Genomic DNA, 17,225 nt, shown 5'->3' on the forward strand with positions numbered 1-17,225 from the left:
TCTGTTCCTTTCATGTGGGTTCCTTTCATGAGGGTTCCCTTCATGAGGGTTCCCTTCATGAGGCGTCCCATTCGTAGAAGCCGCGTCCGCTCTTGCGGCCGAGGTGTCCCTCGGCGACCAGTCGACGCAGCAGGGCGGGAGGTTCGAAGCGCTCGCCCAGATGCGCGGCGAGGTACTCGGCGATGCCGAGCCGCACGTCGAGGCCGACGATGTCGGTGAGCCGGAGCGGGCCGACCGGGTGCTTGTATCCGAGCGTCATCGCGGCGTCGATGTCCTCGGCGGAGGCGACGCCTTCCTCGAGCATGCGGATCGCCTCGAGGCCGACGGCGACGCCGAGTCGGGAGGACGCGAATCCGGGGGCATCTGCCACCACGATCGGCGTCTTGCCCAGCGCCTCCACCCAGCTGCGGGCGGAATCGACGAGCGGGGGAGCCGTGGTCGCACCCCGCACGATCTCGACGAGCGCGGAGGCCGGCACGGGGTTGAAGAAGTGCATGCCGAGGAAGCGTGAGGGGTGATCGAGCACGGCGGCCAGCTCATCGATAGAGATGGAGGAGGTGTTCGAGGCGATCGCCGCGTCGGGCGCGATCGCCGCCTCGACGCGTCGGAGCGCATCGATCTTGAGGGCGAGGTCTTCCGGCACCGCCTCGACGACGAGCGCGCACGACGCGAACAGCGCCGTATCCGTGCCCGTGGCGAGACGCTCCCGGTACCGGTCGACGGATTCGCCCGCCGTGCCTCTGGCGATCGAGGAGTCGACGGATTCGAGCACGCGGGCCGATGCCGATCTGGCCGCATCGGCATCGCGTTCGACGACGGTGACGCGGGAGCCTGCCAGCAGGAATGCGTGGGCGATCCCGGCGCCCATGCGTCCGCCGCCGAGCACCCCCACGTGTCGCGGGGCCGGGGAACTGCTCTCGGTCATCGGTCTCTCCGCTCCAGGAAGTCGGTCATCCGCCGGAACTTCTCCGGACTCTCGAAGAGCTCGGCCTGCGCTTCCAGGTCGACGGCGGGATGGTGGTCGCGCGGCGCGCGGAAGACACGCTTGGTCGCGATGGTGGCTGCCCGGTCGTTGCGGGCGATGCGATCGACGAGGGCGTGGGCGGCGGGCAGAAGCTCCGCGGTCTCATGGATCGCCGATACGAGACCGATGCGCAGCGCCTCATCGGCCTTCACGGTGCGACCGGTGAGCAGCAGCTCGATGGCCCTGGCGTCTCCGATGATCTCCTTCAGGCGCCACCCTGCCCCCGCTGCGGCGAGGATGCCCAGCCCGGTCTCGGGGTTGCCGATGGCGAGCGATGGCGAGGCGATGCGGATGTCCGCGGCATAGGCGAGTTCGGCTCCTCCACCGAGGGCGTACCCGTCGATCGCGGCGATGACCGGCATCGGCAGCTCGGCGAGCCGGATGAACGCGTGGGCGTTGATCCCACGAAGCGCATCGGCCGCACGGCGCTCGCGCAGCTCGGCGATGTCGGCGCCCGCGGCGAACACTCCTCCGGCCCCGGTGAGGATCAGCGGGCGCGGCACGGCTTCGAGTTCGGCGCACAGCACGTGGATCGCGTCGATCGTGGCCTGGTCGATCGCGTTGCGCTTGTGCGGTCGGTGGAGCGTCGCCACCACGCGGTCGTCGTGACGCTCGACGACGAGCGGTCCGCTGGCGAGGGGGCCGGCGGCCATCAGACCTTCTCCACGATCACGGCTGCGCCCTGCCCCACGCCGACGCACATGGTGGCGAGTCCGTACCGAGAGCCTTCGCGCTCCATGCGGCCGAGGAGGGTGACGAGCAGGCGGGATCCGGAGGAGCCGAGCGGATGGCCGAGGGCGATGGCCCCACCGTCGGCGTTCACGCGCGCCTCGTCGAGGCCGAGGCGTCGGATGCTGGCGATGGACTGCGTGGCGAACGCCTCGTTGAGCTCGATCGAGCCGATGTCGTCGATGGAGAGCCCGGCCCGTCGCAGCGCCTTCTGCGTCGCAGGAACCGGGCCGAGGCCCATGATCTCGGGAGCGAGGCCCGCGCTGGTGCCGGTGACGATGCGGGCGCGCGGGACCAGACCGTAGCGTTCCACGGCCTCCGCACTCGCGACCGTGATGGCGGAAGCACCGTCGTTGAGGGCGCTGGAGTTGCCGGCGGTGACGACCTGACCGCCGGCCACGACGGGACGCAGGCGCGCAAGTCCCTCGAGGGTCGTCTCCGGACGGGGGCCCTCGTCCACGCGGACCTCCGCACCGGCGCTGACGGCGGCGTCGAGGGGGACGCCGACGATCTCCGCCTCGAAGCGTCCATCGGCGATCGCCGATGCGGCGCGCTGCTGCGATCGCAGTGCGAACGCATCCGCTTCGTCGCGGGTGATGCGGTCGACGCGAGCGACCTCCTCTGCGGTCTCCGGCATCGTGAACGTCGCCTTCTCTCGTGCGAGCAGGCGGGGGTTCGGGAATCTCCAGCCGATCGAGGTGTCGAAAGCAGCGCCCGGCTTCGCCCAGGCCTTCTCCGGTTTGGCCTGCACCCAGGGGGCGCGTGTCATCGACTCGACGCCGCCGGCGACGATGAGGTCGGCATCACCGGCGCGGATGGCCTGCGCTGCCATCGTGACGGCCGACATCCCCGAGGCGCACAGCCGGTTGACCGTGATGCCGGGCACGGTGTCGGGGAGGCCCGCGAGCAGGACGGCCATCCTGGCGACGTTGCGGTTGTCTTCCCCGGCCTGGTTGGCCGCACCGAGGATCACCTCGTCGATCTCCGCCTGCAGGGGGTCGATCCCCGCGCGCCGCACCGCTTCGCGCACGACGATCGATGCGAGGTCGTCGGGGCGCACGGAGGCGAGGGCGCCGCCGTAGCGTCCGACCGGGGTGCGTACGCCTCCGACGAGATATGCCTCGGTCATGCGGAACTCCTGACTTCGTTGTCTCGACGGCGACCGTCGTCCGGCTGATCGGTCTGTCCGGACGATCGGCCCGAATTACTGACCGATCGTCCGGTAATTATGGCACAGGCGCGGTGACCACCGCGATCCCGCGTCGTCGATCGGCTCGTCAGGTGTGCAGATCCACGCCCTTCGTCTCTTTGACGAGCGAGACGCCGATGAGCGAGATCACGGCGGCCACGGCGATGTAGATGCCGATCGTCCATGCCGCGTGGAACTGGTTCATCAGAGCCTCGGCGATCATCGGTGCGAAGGCTCCGCCGAGGATGGCCCCGAGGGCATACCCGATCGAGACGCCCGAGTAGCGCACGTTCGCGGGGAACATCTCCGCGTAGAGGGCGGCCTGAGGGCCGTACGACAAACCGAGGGCGAACGTCATCACGAACAGCGCCACGAAGTACCAGAGGATGTTCGCGGTATCGATCAGGAACCACATCGGCACCGCCCAGAGCGCGAGCGCCACGTAGCCGATCTGGAAGGTGCGGATGCGGCCGAGTCGATCGGAGAGATGTCCGCCCCACAGGGTGAAGATGAGCCAGCCGAACGAGGCGAGTGTCGTCGCCAGCAGCACCGGCGGACGTTCCATGCCCAGCGTCGTGACGGCGTAGGTCGCGAAGAAGGCGATGAGCAGATAGCCCGCCGCGTTGTTCGCGATGAAGATGATCGCGGTGAGAACGACCTGCTTGGTGTTCTGGCGGAACAGGCGGCTCAGCGGGGCGGAGGCCTCCTTGCGGCGACGTCGCAGATCCTCGAAGACCGGGCTCTCGTCGACCGCGCGACGGATCACGTAACCGACAGCGATGAGCACGATCGAGAGCAGGAACGGGATGCGCCACCCCCACTCGAGGAAGGCCTCCGGCGACATCGAGCTGGTGAGCACCCACAGTGTCGAGGTCGCGAGGATCATGCCGACAGGCACGCCGATCTGCGGAAAGGCCCCGAAGAGCCCTCGTCGGTTGTTCGGTGCATGCTCGACTGCCATCAATGCCGCGCCGCCCCACTCGCCACCCGCGGAGAACCCCTGCACGATGCGGAGCAGGATGAGCAGGATGGGCGCGGCCACGCCGATGGCCGCGTACGTCGGCAGGAGACCGATCAGAGACGTGGACAGTCCCATCATGATGAGTGTGAGCACGAGCATCTTCTTGCGCCCGAGCTTGTCGCCGAGGTGGCCGGCGACGATCGCCCCCAGGGGGCGGAAGAGGAACGAGATGCCGATCGTGGCGAAGGAGAGCACCTGCGCGAAGCCGGGACTCTCCTCGGCGATGGGGGCGAGGAACAGGGGCGCGAGGACCAGCCCTGCGGCCTGGGCGTAGATGAAGAAGTCGTACCACTCGATCGACGTGCCGACGAGGGTGCCGGCGAGCACCCTCCGTTCTTCGGCGGGCATTCGTGCGGACGAGGTGCGGTCGGACACTGCTGACGTCATGCGAACTCCGTTGTTCTGCGATTCCGAGGGGAGAGGGCGATGAAGCACTCCGGTTATTCATGACCGAATGGTCGGTCAGTAATTGCCGAGCGTAGCGCATCGTCATCCGCGGAATCGAGAATCCAGGACTTCTCCGTCAGACCCTCCCGAACGCGCGCAGCGGATGCTCGATGAGCTCGGTCACCCGCCGCAGGAAGCCCGCGGCGTAGCCGCCGTCGCACACCCGGTGGTCGAACGCGAGGGAGAGCTGCACGATCCGGCGCGCCACGATCGCCCCGTCCACGACCCACGGTCGCTCGATGATCCGCCCGATGCCGAGGATCGCCACATCGGGGTGGTTGATGATCGCGGCCGATCCATCGACCCCGAGGCCGCCGTAGTTGTTGAGGGTGAACGTCGATCCCCGCAGGCGCTCCGGCGGCATCGTCCCGGAGCGCGCCGTGGCGGTGAGCTCGCGCAGTGCCGTGTCGAGCTGCGCGACCGTGAGCGCGTGCGCGCGGGGGAGCACCGGAACAAGGAGCCCCCGTTCGGTGTCTGCTGCGATGCCGAGGTTCACGCCGTCGAACGAGATGATCTCGTCCCCGCTCTCGTTGAGGCGCGATGCGAGCACGGGATAGTCCTCGAGGGCGAGCAGGACGAAACGTGCGAGGAGCGCGGTCACCGACGGAGCCTTGCCTCCCTCCGGTGCCATCTGCGAACGCAGGTCCCACAGCGTGGTGGCATCGACGTCGACCCAGACGGTGGCTTCGGGGATCTCGGATCGGCTGCGGGTGAGCTTCGCGCTCACAGCCCGACGCAACGGCGACATCCGCTCGCGGGAGAGCACCCCGAGGCCGTCGACCGTCTCGGCGAGCGGGTGTCCGGGCGTGCCGACGCCTGCGGTGGAGCCGTCATGGTGCGCGGCGGCACTGTCCACGGCAGCGTCGACGGCAGTGTCGACGGCGTTCTCGACGGCGGCCCGCAGCACGTCTGCGCGCGTCACGGCGCCGTCGGTGCCGGTCGCGGCGATCGAGTGCACGTCGAGACCGAGGTCCCGAGCGAGTCGGCGAACGAGCGGGGAGCGGACAGCGACAGGTCTGCGGTCGGCCGATCGCGACGGAGGAGGAGTCTCGGGGGTGCTCGGGGCGGAAGGGACCGCGGTCGGCGTGGGGGTCGATGCTGTCGCCGGTGACCGAGGCGCAGACACCGAGGCGGCTGACGGACGGCGTCGCCCCATGGTGGGACGCGCGGTGGTGCCGTAGCCGATGAGCACGTTCCCCGAACCCGCGCGCTCCTCTTCGCGGTAGGCCTCGTGCTCGGGCTGCGCCGGTTCGGCGGTGGGCGCGGCCGGAGACGGCAGGGAGTCCGCCACCTCGAGCACGGGGGCACCGACGTCGATCGTGTCGCCGGCGGTGCCGTGCAGCGCGGTGACGATGCCGGCGAACGGCGACGGCAGCTCGACGATGCTCTTCGCGGTCTCGACCTCGGCGATCGGCTGATCGGTCGTGATGGTGTCTCCCACCGACACGAGCCACTGCACGAGTCCGGCCTCGGTGAGGCCTTCGCCGAGGTCGGGCAGGAGGAACACCTGCGTGCCAGCGTGCGGCTTCAGCGGGGTGCTCATGCGTCGTCCTCCCAGTGCAGCGTGTCGATCGCGTCGAGCACGCGATCGACGTCGGGCAGGTACCAGTGCTCGAGCTTCGGCGGGGCATACGGCGTGTCGAAGCCGGTCACCCGGCGCACGGGAGCTGCGAGGTACTCGAAGCAGCGCTCGAAGACGCGAGCCTGGATCTCGGATGCGACGCTCACGTATCCCGGGGCCTCGGCGATGACCACGGCGCGGCCGGTCGACTTCACGGCGGCCGTCACCGTCGCATCGTCGAACGGCGAGAGCGAGCGCACGTCGACGACCTGCACGCTGCGCCCCTCGGCGGCGGCGACGTCGGCGACGTCGAGCGCGAGCGGAACCGATGACCCGTATGCCAGGAGCGTCACGTCGGAACCCTCACGGGCGATTCGGGCCGTTCCCAGGTCGGCGGTGACCGAGGTGTCGACCTCGCCCTTGGCCCAGTAGAGCTTCTTCGGTTCGAGGAAGACCACAGGGTCGGGGGAGGCGATCGCCGCACGCAGCAGCGAGTAGGCATCCTGCGGAGTGGACGGGCTGACGACCGTGAGGCCGGGCGTGTGCGCGTAGTAGGCCTCGGACGAGTCGCAGTGATGCTCCACCCCGCCGATGCCGCCGCCGAAGGGGATGCGGATCACCAACGGCATCCGCATGCCGCCCCGGGTGCGGTTGCCGAGTTTGGCGACGTGGCTGACGACCTGCTCGAAGGCGGGGAGGGCGAACGCATCGAACTGCATCTCGACCACGGGACGAAGGCCGTTCATGGCCATGCCGACAGCGGTGCCGACGATGCCGGATTCCGCGAGCGGGGTGTCGAAGCAGCGCTCTTCGCCGAACCGGGCGGTGAGACCGTCGGTGATGCGGAAGACACCGCCCAGCGCGCCCACGTCTTCGCCGAACACCACGACATCGGGATCGGACTCGATGGCATCGGCCAGGGCACGGTTCAACGCGGCGGCCATCGTCATCGTCGTCACCGTGGCGGCTTCGCTCTCGGTGCGGGTGTCGTCCTGTGCGATCGTCATCGGCGTGCTCCGTTCATCGCGGCTCCGGCTCCGGCTCCGGCTCCGGCATCGGCTCCGGCATCGGTGAGACGCGACCGTTCGATCTCGCCGCGCAGCAGGTCCCACTGCTCGTCGAGCTGAGAGGATCGGGTCTCGGTCACGAAGCGGAACAGGTCTTCGGGGTCGAGGTCGGCGTCGGTGTTCAACGCGGTCCGCATCGCTGCGGCGATCTCCTCGGCTCCCGAGGCGAAGCGCTCCTCGGTCGCGGTGTCGAGCGCGCCGGTGGCGGTCAGGTGCGCCCGAAGGCGCAGCAGCGGGTCACGGGCGATCCAGGCCTGCACCTCGTCGCGCTCCCGGTAGCGGGTGTCGTCGTCGGCGTTGGTGTGCGCCTGCATCCGATACGTGTGCGCCTCGACGAGGCTCGGCCCTCCGCCGGCGCGGGCGCGAGACATGGCCTCGTCGAGCACGGCGACCACGGCGGCGACGTCGTTGCCGTCGACCCGCTGCCCGGGCATCCCGTAGCCGATGGCCTTGTGGGCGAGCGAGGGGGCGGCCGTCTGGCGAGAGAGCGGGACCGAGATCGCGAACTCGTTGTTCTGCACGAAGAAGACCACGGGGACGTGGAACACCGCGGCGAAGTTCATGGCTTCGTGGAAGTCGCCCTCACTGGTGGCGCCGTCGCCGCAGAGCGCGAGGACGACCGTGTCCTCGCCCCGATGCTTCGCCGCCTGGGCGAAGCCGACGGCGTGCAGCAGCTGGGTGGCGAGCGGAGTGGCCTGCGGGGCGACGCGGTGGGCGCGCACGTCGTACCCCGAATGCCAGTCGCCCTTGAGGAGCACCATCGCATCGGCGGGGTCGACACCGCGCGCGATGACGGCGACCGAGTCGCGATAGGTGGGGAACAGCCAATCCGTGGCGCCGAGCGACATGGCGGCACCGACCTGGCAGGCTTCCTGCCCGTGCGACGACGGGTAGACGGCGAGGCGGCCCTGGCGCACGAGGGCTCCGGCCTGATCGTTGATGCGCCGGCCCTCGACGAGCCCGCGGTACGCCGCGAGCAGCGTGTCCGAATCGGGGAGCGCATACCGCTCGTCGGCGACGGCCGTTCCGTCTTCGTCGATCAGTTGCACCGCGGTGTCGCGCGGGAGCAGGTCGGTGTGCAGCATGCGTTCGCCCTCCTTGCCGAACTCGATGAGGACAGCATGCCTCTGGGGCGTCACTCATCCAAGATCTTTTGCGGAATCGTGGATGAAAGCTCGTCACATGAGGCATTCTTGAGCGAAGTGTCAGAAATTCTGCATCGAGGAAGGGGTCGCATGGTCGCTCTGGATGAGACGGATCGGGCAATCCTCGAGGAACTGCGTCAGGATGCGCGCGCGTCGATGACCGCGATCGCGGATGCCGTGCACATCTCGCGCGCCGGTGCGCACGCGAGGATCAAACGGCTCACCGACACAGGCGTCATCACGGGGTACACGGTGCGCACCGACCCTGTGCTGCTCGGGCACCACGCCAGTGCCTACGTGACTCTCGCGATCGAGCAGGCGACCTGGCAGGCGGTGAGCGAACGGCTGCGCTCGATACCCGAGATCGAGCACATGGCGCTGGTCGGTGGCGACTTCGACGTGATCCTGCTGGTGCGCGCGAACGACGCCCGCGATCTGCGTCGCATCGTGCTGGAGGACATCCAGGCGATCCCCTCGATCCGCTCGACGAGGACGACGCTGATCTTCGAGGACTATCCGCGGAACTGAACGAACGACGACACGACGACGATCCCGATGCACAGGACCCCGAATGCCGTTGCGAGAGCGGTGAGGGCGACGAGCAGCCCTCCGCCGGGCGCCGTGATCCGCGCCGAGCCCGGCGGCGTCGCGCCCGGAAGCGTCGAGTGCAGCCATGCGGTCATCCGCAGCTGACGTCGGCGTGCCGCGAACCAGAGGGCGCAGGCCGCCACGAGGCCGACAGCACCGGGGACGAACCCCCACGCGGTGAAGGCGGGCGGTAGCAGCAGAGGGAAGACGCGCAGCGACACCAGCGAGCCGATGGCGATCGCGAGGGCCGTGCGGCGCCAGGCGAGTTCGGTGCGCTCGGGTTGCAGGCCCGGATCGAAAGGCCCCTGTGCGTGTGGCCCCGGAGCATCCGGTCGTCCGGCATCCGACCTGCGAGCCGTCACCGCCAGAGCACCCCGGCCAGGACGAGCAGGCCGACGACCGTCACCACGATCGCGAGCACCACGGCAGAGAATGCTCCGGGCAGTGGGCGGGAGCGACGCATCGCACGTTCGGCGCGCATCCACTCCCACCAGGCCAGCGGTGCGACGGCAGTGCCGGTGACGATCAGCACCAGCGAGGCTGCGAGACGGAAGCCGGCGTGGAGGTCGAGGCCGAGCACCTCGAGGGCGACGCCACCGGCGATCAGCGCGAGCCCGGTGCGCGTCCAGGCGAGAAACGTCCGCTCGTTCGCGAGGGAGAAGCGCGGATCGGGCTCCTCACCGGTTTCGTAGACCGAGGCGGGGAAACGTCGCATCGCCTCATCGTAGCGGCGCGGGCAGATCGTGAAGGGTCGGCGGGAGGAGCGGGCGACGTCAGCTGATCGTGAGCTCGAACCCGTCGGCCGTGGGGGAGACAGCGACCTGGGAGAGGTCGGTGACCAGGACGGTCGGGTGGTGGGCCGCGGCGTGCGTGCCCACGCCGACGACGCGCATTCCCGCAGCGAGGCCCGCCTGGATGCCCGCACCGGAGTCTTCGAACACGACACAATCCGCCGGAGCGATCCCGAGCAGTTCTGCCGCGCGGAGGAACCCTTCGGGGTCGGGCTTGGAGGCGGACACATCCTCGGCCGTGACCTTCTGTGCGGGAACGGCGAGGCCCGCGGCCCGCATCCGTGCGGTCATGAGTGCGACATTCGCGGAGGTGACGATCGCGTGTGGGAAGGGCCGCAGCGCATCGAGCAGCGCACGTGCGCCGGGGATCTCGATCACTCCGTCGACGTCATCCGCCTCGTTCGCGAGCATGATGTCGTTCTCGTGGAGGTTGATCGCATGATCGCGCTCCGGAAGCATGATCGCCATGCTCTGATGGCCCTGTCGCCCGTGCACGGTGCGCAGCACCGTCTCCGGGTCGATGCCGTGCGGCTCTGCCCATGCGAGCCACAGCCGTTCCACGACGGCGGTCGAGTCGACGAGGGTGCCGTCCATGTCGAGGAGGGCGGCGCGGGCGGCGATGGTCTGGGTCACCGGTCCAGGCTAGTCGCACACGCGACGAACGCACGGGCGCGCAAGCCGGTGCGCGGCGTGCGCGGCTTCTAGGATGTGGACCGGGAAGGACGAGGATGAACGCACTCGCGAGCAGGGTGATGCAGGTGCTGCGTCAGGTGCGCGGCCCGGCGACGGCGGAGGCCGTCTTCGAGGCGACGGCGCTGATCGTCGGCGCCGGTTTCTTCGTCGCAGGATTCCTGATCGGACTCCCGGTCTTCTGGGGCCACGACCTGGCGATCAGCGGCAGCGGCTCGATCGGAGTCTTCGCGGCGTACGGGGGCGCGATCACCGCGGTCATCGCCTTCACCCTCGGGCGCCTCGCCGTGCGACCCGCGCAGCCCGACCCCCGCGCGGCGCGCGACGGGTTCAGCGTGCCGGGGGATCGGCTGCGGTGGTACGACCTCACCGCCATCGCCTTCGCCCATGCGGCCATCGCGTACCTCGGCTGGCTCGGCGTCGCCGAGCTCCTCGAGCGGAGCTTCACCGATGCCCCGGTGTTCCCGTTCCCCGGCGCCATCCTGGTGGCGGTCGCCTTCGCGCTGACCGGATACGTCTGTTTCCTCAGTGCCGTCGCCCTGACCCCGATGGTGCTGTCGCTGGTGCTCGCCGTCTTCCTCGTAGTCGGCGCATTCGCCAGCATGCTCGCCTCCAGCGACGTGCACTGGTGGCGCGACAACCTGTCAGCGCTCGGCATGAGCACCAACAGCGCATCGGTCGCGTTCAATGTGACGCTGGTCATCGCCGGGGTGATGATCACGACGATCTCCCGCTACGCGACCGCGGGACTCCCGGCCGAGAGCCCGGAGGAACGGCGAGGACGCTTCATGGTGCGCGGCGGACTGATCCTGATGGGCATCTTCCTCGCGTGCGTCGGTATCTTCCCGGTGGACGAGTTCTTCCTCCTGCACAACACCGTCGCGACGGGTATGACCGTGGTGTTCGGGATCGTCGTGGTCGGCCTGCCGTGGTTCCTGCCGACCATCCCTCGTGTGTTCGTGGTCTTCGGGTGGATCTACGTGCTGGTGATCATCCTGCTCGCGGCCTTCTTCGCGGTCGGCTACTACAACCTCACCGCTGTCGAGCTGATCGCCGCCGTGCTGATCTTCAGCTGGATCATCGTGTTCCTCCGCACGGCGGGGTCGGTCACCGCACCGGCGGTCTCGGCCGATGCAGCGACCGAGACGGGCTGACGAGGCGGGCTGACGAGGCGGGCTGACGAGGCGGGCTGACGAGGCGGTCGCGCCGGGGCTAGTCCCAGATCGGATCGTCGGGGTCGGGGGAGTCCGTGCCGTCGGCGTCGGTCATGATGCGCGCTTCGGCGATCCACGACGTCAGAGAATCGTCGTGGAGCATATGAGGTCGTGGCGGGCCGAGAAGCTCGGGGATCGTCACGATGCTCAGCGGCTCGTCGCTCGCGAAGATGACGACGTTGCCCAGTGGCCCTTCATCATCCTCCGGTTCGGCGTCGAGGACGACGGCGACGTGGTCGAACACGGTGCGCAGGGTGGCCGCCTGTCGCCGTGAGTACTCGAACGGGTGCCCGTCGAGCAGGTTCACGGCCACGACGCCCGCCGCGGCGGAGCGTGCGGCGACGCGGCGGTAGAACTCCTGGCTGGCCACACGATGTCGGATGACCGCGGCATCCCACAGATCCACGACTGTGAACTGCGCATCCACCCAGTCGGTGTCGATCGCGGTGCTCTCCGCTGCAGCCGCGGCGACCGCGGGGACAGAGGACGAGGGCGCCGACGAGCGCTTCTCGTCGGGGAGATCCGCGTCTGCGATCGCTCGCGCATCGCCGAAGATGACGCGCAGATCGGTGCCGGAGGGCAGCGGCAGGGCGGCGACCACCGCGGTGTAGAGGGCGGGTTCGAACTCCACCGCGAGCTGCGGGGACCCGGCACGCGTGGCCGCGACGTAGCGAGCCAGCGTGAGTGCTCCGGCGCCCAGATGCACGGTGAACAGCGGGGCACCGGGCTCCGCCGCGGCGTCCATCGCTCTGGCGATGTGCTGGATGTAGGCGTATTCGAGCGCGGTGGGATCGGTCATCGAGACGACGGACTGCGGAATCCCATCGACGCTGAGCTCGAAGCGACCGGGTCGTCTCTTCGACTCCATCAGCTTCGCCTTGCGATTGTCGAGCATGAGCGAGAACACCCGGCGATTCCTTGGCACCCGTCGATCCTAGATCGGGCGACGTCCGTCGGAGGCAGCCTTCCGGGCAACGGCCGGACGGTTCGTCGCACGCGGCTACCCTGGAAGGAACATGGCACATCTTCTCGGGGCTGAAGCCCTCCACCTCGAATATCCGACCAGGGTCGTCTTCGACTCCGTGACCCTCGGCATCGAGGAGGGCGACCGCATCGGCATAGTCGGCCGCAACGGCGACGGCAAGTCGAGCCTGCTCGGCATGCTGGCAGGCATCAAGGAACCGAACTCCGGACGCGTCACGGTGCGCGGAGGAACGCGGATCGGCGTGCTCGATCAGGCCGACAACCTGCCAGACGACCTCACCATCAGTGCGGCGGTCGTCGGCGACACCCCGGAGTACGAGTGGGCGGGCGATGCGCGGATCCGCGACGTCATCGAAGGGCTGCTCACCGACCTCCCGTGGGATGCCGAGATCGGTTCTCTCAGCGGTGGGCAGCGGCGTCGGGTGTCGCTCGCGAAGCTCCTCACCGGAGACTGGGACGTCATCGCCCTCGACGAGCCGACCAACCATCTCGACGTCGAGGCGATCACCTGGCTCGCCGGACACCTCAAGAAGCGCTGGTCGCCGAACTCGGGCGCCCTCATGGTCGTGACGCACGACCGATGGTTCCTCGATGAGATCAGCACCGAGACCTGGGAGGTGCACGACCGCATCGTCGAGCCCTTCGAGGGCGGCTACGCGGCGTACATCCTGCAGCGCGTCGAGCGCGACCGGATGGCGGCCGCCACCGAGGCGAAGCGTCAGAACCTCGCCAAGAAGGAGCTCGCGTGGCTCCGCCGTGGCGCTCCGGCCCGCACGGCCAAGCCGAAGTTTCGCATCGACGCGGCCAATGAGCTCATCGCCGACGTCCCCGAGATCCGCGACAAGGTGTCGCTGCAGTCGCTCGCCGTCTCGCGACTCGGGAAGGACGTGGTCGACCTGCTCGACGTCGGGGTGACCTACCCGACGGCGGACGGCGGCGAGAAGGTCGTGCTGCGCGACATCGAGTGGCGCATCGCGCCGGGGGAGCGCACCGGGATCCTCGGTGTGAACGGCGCCGGCAAGTCGACGCTGCTCGGCCTCATCTCCGGCACCGTGGAGCCGACCGTCGGACGGGTCAAGCGCGGCACGACGGTGAAGGTGCAGACCCTCACACAGCGGCTCGACGAGCTCACCCAGCACTGGAACGACCCGGTGCGTGTGATCATCTCGGGCCTGCGCACCTCCTACACGATGGGGGCCGGCTCCAAGGCGCAGGACCTCACGCCCGGGCAGCTGCTCGAACGGCTCGGGTTCGACTCCGCCCAGCTCTCCACTCCGGTCAAGGATCTCTCGGGTGGACAGCAGCGTCGCCTGCAGCTGCTTCTCGTGCTGCTCGACCAGCCGAACGTGCTGATCCTCGACGAGCCGACCAACGACCTCGACACCGACATGCTCGCCGCGATCGAGGACCTTCTCGACTCCTGGTCGGGCACGCTCCTGGTCGTCAGCCACGACCGGTACTTCCTGGAGCGCGTCACCGACCAGCAGTACGCGATCCTCGACGGTCACCTGCGTCATCTCCCCGGCGGGGTCGACGAGTATCTGCGACTGCGTCACCTACAGTCCTCCACCGGGTCGAAGCAGACCGCGACGGCCGCAGCGACGGCGACGGCCACAGCTGCCGCGAAGGGGCTCGACGGCGCGGCCCTGCGCACGGCGCAGAAGGAGGTGTCCGCCCTCGAGCGGCGCATCCAGAAGCTCACGCAGCAGGTGAACGCCGCCAAGACCGCGCTGGCGGACCACGACCAGTCCGACTATGCGGGCCTCGGCGACCGGATGAAGAAGATCAGCGACCAGCAGGCCGAGATCGAGGAGCTGGAGCTGCGCTGGTTCGAACTCACGGAGGAGATCGGCTGACGGAGGAATATCCTTCTCCCAACGCTGTTGGGAGGTAGGGATGGAAGGCCTCGAAGTAACTGTCCTGCTCGGACTCACGATTCTCGTCGGAACCCTGATCGCCCCGCGCGTGCGTCTCGCGCTGCCCCTCGTCCTCGTCATCTTCGGACTGCTGCTGGGCTTCGTGCCTCCGCTGCGCGAAGTGCAGCTGCCGCCGGAGACGGTGCTGCTGCTGTTCCTGCCGGTGATGCTCTTCTGGGAGAGCCTCACCACGTCTCTGCGGTCGATCCGCCGTGACTTCCGCTACATCCTGCCGATGAGCACAGTGCTGGTCGTCGCCTCGGCGTTCGCGGTCGCCGGTATCGGAGTGCTGTTCGGGATGCCGTGGGAGATCGCCCTCATCCTGGGTGCCGCGGTCGCGCCGCCGGATGCCACGGCCGTCGCCGCGCTCGGGCGTCTGCTGCCGCGCCGCATGTTCATGAAGCTCAAGGCCGAGAGCCTGACCAACGACGGCACGGCGCTGGTGCTTTACGCGATCGCGGTGTCGCTGGCGCTCGGCGGCCAGATCACCCCGCTGTCGGTCACGCTCGACGTGCTGGTCTCCTATGTCGGCGGCATCGCGGCCGGTGTCATCGTCGCGGCTCTCGGGTACCTGCTGCTGCGGCGCACGTCGTCGACGATCGTGATCAACGTCGCTCTGCTCCTGATTCCCTTCACGGCGTTCCTCGTCGCCGAGATGGTGCACGCCTCCGGTGTGCTGGCGGTCGTGGTCGCGGGTCTCATCGTCGCCTACGTGTCGCCGAGGGTCACGACGGCCTCTTCCCGGCGGCAGGCCGACGCGGCGTGGCCGTTCGGCGTCTTCCTGCTCAACGGCGCCCTGTTCGTCCTGATCGGGCTCGAGGTGCAGTACGTCGTGCATGAGATCTCCGCGGCGGCGATCGGTCGCCTGGTGCTCATCACGCTCGCCGTCTGGGCGACGCTGCTGGCCGTGCGCTACCTGTTCCAGCTGGTGAACGTGCTGTTCCAGCGTCAGGCCGGGCCGAGACCCGCACGCGGCGCCAGGGCACGGGCCAGAGTCGTCTCCACCGTCGCCGGTATGCGCGGCGCCGTCTCGCTCGCGATCGCGCTGTCTGTCCCCACGAGCATCACAGAGGGTGGGGCCATCAACGGACGCGATGAGATCGTGTTCGTGACCGCCGGCGTCATCCTGCTGAGTCTGCTCGTGCAGGGGCCGCTCCTGCCCGCGATCGTGCGGTGGGCGCGGTTCCCCGTCGACCACGTCGAGGACGAGGAATACGAACTCGCCGAGCGGGCGATCTCCGGGGCGGCGCTCGCCGCTCTCGACGACCTCGCGGCTGAGCACGGCGTGGGTCAGGAAGTCCTCGATCGCGTGCGGTCGGAGGGCTATCAGATGCTCGAGTTCGCGAACGCCCGGTCGTTGGCCCGCGAGCAGGCCCTCGTCGACGCGGAAGCCGATGCTCTCGACGAGATGCTCGGCGAGCCCGACCCCCTCGGTGCCGGAACCGCCGACATCGGAGACGACCCCACCACGGGAGGCGGAACCTCGCAGGCGACGGAGGGGGAGGGCACCGACGGCACGGTGCTGCAGATGATCGCGACCTCGACCGATGTCGACCTCGCGCAGCGCTCGCCGCTGATCCGGCATGAGGAGCACACGCGACTCAAGCTCGCCCTGATCGACCGCAAGCGTGAGGTCCTCCTCGGGCTGCGTGGCGCCGGCACGGTCGACGACATCGTCGTGCGCCGCATCTCCGCCCGACTCGACCTCGAGCAGGTGCGCCTGCAGGGGATCGAGGAGTACGACTGAACACCCGAGCGGACGACACCGCCGTCGGAGCGCATCGAGACGACGGCGCGCACCCGCCAGAACGATCCGCCTGAGAACGAGGAGACCGATGCCCACCATGATGAGAGCCATCATTCTCGATCGATTCGGCGACGAGGGGGAGCTGCGTGAACAGTCGGTTCCGATCCCCGCGGTCGGCGAAGGTGATGTACTCATCCGCATCGATGTCGCCGGCATCGGGTCATGGGATCGGGAGGAGCGCGAAGGCCACTACGAGGGAGCTTTCGGCGTGCCGTCGACCTTCCCCTACATCCTCGGGTGGGAAGGGGCGGGAACGGTCGAGGCGGTCGGCGCCGACGTGACGCGCTTCGCCCCGGGGGATCGGGTGTACGCCGCGTCGACCCCCGTCCCGCGAGGCGGGTTCTACGCCGAGTATGCGGTGGTCGACCAGGAGCATGTCGCCCCGGTGCCCGCGCGGCTGACCGACGAGCAGGCCGGAGTGCTCGCCTGGGACGCACTGACGGCCACGAGCGGACTCGACACGATCGATGCGCGCCCCGGAGACGCCGTGATGATCTTCGGCGCGAGCGGAGGGATCGGTCACCTCGCGGTGCAGCTCGCCAAACACCGTGGACTCCGGGTGTTCGCGGTCGCCTCAGGACAGGACGGCGTGTCGCTGGCCGGGGGCCTCGGCGCCGATGTCGTCGTCGACGGGAGGCGGGACGACGTGATGGCGGCCATCGAGAGCTTCGCTCCGGAGGGCCTCGACGGCGCACTCGTCACCGCCGGAGGTCGGGCGGCCGAGGATGCGCTGCGCGGGGTGGCACCGTCGGGGCGCATCGCGTGGGCGCACGGTGTGAATCCGCCACCGTCGGCCGAGGTCGTCGAGCGTGTGTCGTTCTACGACGGCGACCGCAGCCGAGCGGCGCTGCAGCGTCTGAACGAGGTCATCGAGTCCAGTCTCATAGCCCCGCACGTGGCGCAGGTGTTCGACGCGGCCGAGGTCGCCCAGGCGCACCACGCGCTGCGAAGCCATTACGTGGGAAAGCTGGCGTTGCGCGCACCGCGCTCTTCGCACCAGCTGTGACGCTGTGTGCCGCACGCTTCCGCGTGTGAGGTGAGAGAAGGGTCCG

The 17,225-nt window shown here is 69.2% G+C and carries 16 protein-coding genes; 5 read left to right on the top strand and 11 right to left on the bottom strand.

Annotation, left to right across the window (positions count from 1 at the left end):
- Window positions 1–55: 55 nt before the first annotated feature.
- The 7 genes from GLO27_RS02000 to GLO27_RS02030 form a co-directional block, all read right to left on the bottom strand.
- Window positions 56–925: a 3-hydroxyacyl-CoA dehydrogenase family protein gene (locus GLO27_RS02000; protein ID WP_167253360.1), complete on the bottom strand. Its 870-nt coding sequence runs from the start codon at window positions 923–925 to the stop codon at window positions 56–58.
- Window positions 922–1,677, bottom strand: a complete 756-nt coding sequence (locus GLO27_RS02005) for an enoyl-CoA hydratase/isomerase family protein (RefSeq protein ID WP_167253362.1) — start codon at window positions 1,675–1,677, stop codon at window positions 922–924. Before GLO27_RS02005 ends, GLO27_RS02000 begins: the two co-directional genes overlap by 4 nt.
- Window positions 1,677–2,882, bottom strand: coding sequence for an acetyl-CoA C-acyltransferase (locus tag GLO27_RS02010; protein ID WP_167253364.1), 1,206 nt, complete (start codon window positions 2,880–2,882; stop codon window positions 1,677–1,679). The genes GLO27_RS02005 and GLO27_RS02010 overlap by 1 nt, the downstream gene beginning before the upstream one ends.
- A gap of 148 nt (window positions 2,883–3,030) precedes the next feature.
- On the bottom strand, window positions 3,031–4,350 hold the full coding sequence (locus GLO27_RS02015; protein ID WP_167253366.1) for an MFS transporter: 1,320 nt from the start codon (window positions 4,348–4,350) through the stop codon (window positions 3,031–3,033).
- Between the two features lie 136 nt (window positions 4,351–4,486).
- Complete coding sequence (locus GLO27_RS02020) at window positions 4,487–5,953, bottom strand: dihydrolipoamide acetyltransferase family protein (RefSeq protein WP_167253368.1); 1,467 nt, start codon at window positions 5,951–5,953, stop codon at window positions 4,487–4,489.
- Entirely contained in the window at window positions 5,950–6,978 is a 1,029-nt protein-coding gene (locus tag GLO27_RS02025) for an alpha-ketoacid dehydrogenase subunit beta (protein ID WP_051667895.1), read from the bottom strand. The genes GLO27_RS02020 and GLO27_RS02025 overlap by 4 nt, the downstream gene beginning before the upstream one ends.
- A complete protein-coding gene (locus tag GLO27_RS02030; protein ID WP_167253504.1) occupies window positions 6,975–8,123 on the bottom strand; it encodes a thiamine pyrophosphate-dependent enzyme in 1,149 nt (382 codons plus the stop codon). Before GLO27_RS02030 ends, GLO27_RS02025 begins: the two co-directional genes overlap by 4 nt.
- Before the next feature lie 150 nt (window positions 8,124–8,273).
- Between GLO27_RS02030 and GLO27_RS02035 the strand changes: the two genes are divergently transcribed.
- The gene (locus GLO27_RS02035) at window positions 8,274–8,711 is read left to right on the top strand and encodes an Lrp/AsnC family transcriptional regulator (protein ID WP_021198788.1); all 438 of its coding nucleotides are present in this window, start codon (window positions 8,274–8,276) and stop codon (window positions 8,709–8,711) included.
- Here GLO27_RS02035 and GLO27_RS02040 read toward each other — a convergent pair.
- Genes GLO27_RS02040 through GLO27_RS02050 form a run of 3 tightly spaced genes read right to left on the bottom strand, consistent with a single transcriptional unit; the run spans window position 8,696 to window position 10,195 of the window.
- A complete protein-coding gene (locus GLO27_RS02040) occupies window positions 8,696–9,133 on the bottom strand; it encodes a DUF202 domain-containing protein (RefSeq protein ID WP_167253369.1) in 438 nt (145 codons plus the stop codon). The two genes, GLO27_RS02035 and GLO27_RS02040, sit on opposite strands and share 16 nt — an antisense overlap.
- Window positions 9,130–9,486, bottom strand: a complete 357-nt coding sequence (locus tag GLO27_RS02045; protein ID WP_021198786.1) for a DUF202 domain-containing protein — start codon at window positions 9,484–9,486, stop codon at window positions 9,130–9,132. Before GLO27_RS02045 ends, GLO27_RS02040 begins: the two co-directional genes overlap by 4 nt.
- Before the next feature lie 58 nt (window positions 9,487–9,544).
- Entirely contained in the window at window positions 9,545–10,195 is a 651-nt protein-coding gene (locus tag GLO27_RS02050; protein ID WP_167253371.1) for an HAD-IA family hydrolase, read from the bottom strand.
- Between the two features lie 95 nt (window positions 10,196–10,290).
- On the opposite strand from GLO27_RS02050, the gene GLO27_RS02055 reads away from it, so the two are divergent.
- Window positions 10,291–11,406, top strand: a complete 1,116-nt coding sequence (locus GLO27_RS02055) for a DUF998 domain-containing protein (RefSeq protein WP_167253373.1) — start codon at window positions 10,291–10,293, stop codon at window positions 11,404–11,406.
- A gap of 58 nt (window positions 11,407–11,464) precedes the next feature.
- Here GLO27_RS02055 and GLO27_RS02060 read toward each other — a convergent pair whose 3' ends face one another.
- A complete protein-coding gene (locus GLO27_RS02060; protein WP_167253375.1) occupies window positions 11,465–12,391 on the bottom strand; it encodes a hypothetical protein in 927 nt (308 codons plus the stop codon).
- 91 nt (window positions 12,392–12,482) lie between these two features.
- Between GLO27_RS02060 and GLO27_RS02065 the strand changes: the two genes are divergently transcribed.
- The 3 genes from GLO27_RS02065 to GLO27_RS02075 all read left to right on the top strand — a co-directional run bounded on the left by GLO27_RS02065 (window position 12,483) and on the right by GLO27_RS02075 (window position 17,179).
- Window positions 12,483–14,306, top strand: coding sequence for an ABC-F family ATP-binding cassette domain-containing protein (locus tag GLO27_RS02065; protein WP_021198782.1), 1,824 nt, complete (start codon window positions 12,483–12,485; stop codon window positions 14,304–14,306).
- Window positions 14,307–14,346: 40 nt separating this feature from the next.
- Window positions 14,347–16,113, top strand: coding sequence for a Na+/H+ antiporter (locus GLO27_RS02070; protein ID WP_021198781.1), 1,767 nt, complete (start codon window positions 14,347–14,349; stop codon window positions 16,111–16,113).
- 88 nt (window positions 16,114–16,201) lie between these two features.
- On the top strand, window positions 16,202–17,179 hold the full coding sequence (locus tag GLO27_RS02075; protein ID WP_021198780.1) for an NADP-dependent oxidoreductase: 978 nt from the start codon (window positions 16,202–16,204) through the stop codon (window positions 17,177–17,179).
- Window positions 17,180–17,225 lie beyond the last annotated feature (46 nt).

The organism is Microbacterium sp. Be9 (genome assembly GCF_011754135.1).
GTDB classification, from domain to species: Bacteria; Actinomycetota; Actinomycetes; order Actinomycetales; family Microbacteriaceae; genus Microbacterium; species Microbacterium maritypicum_A.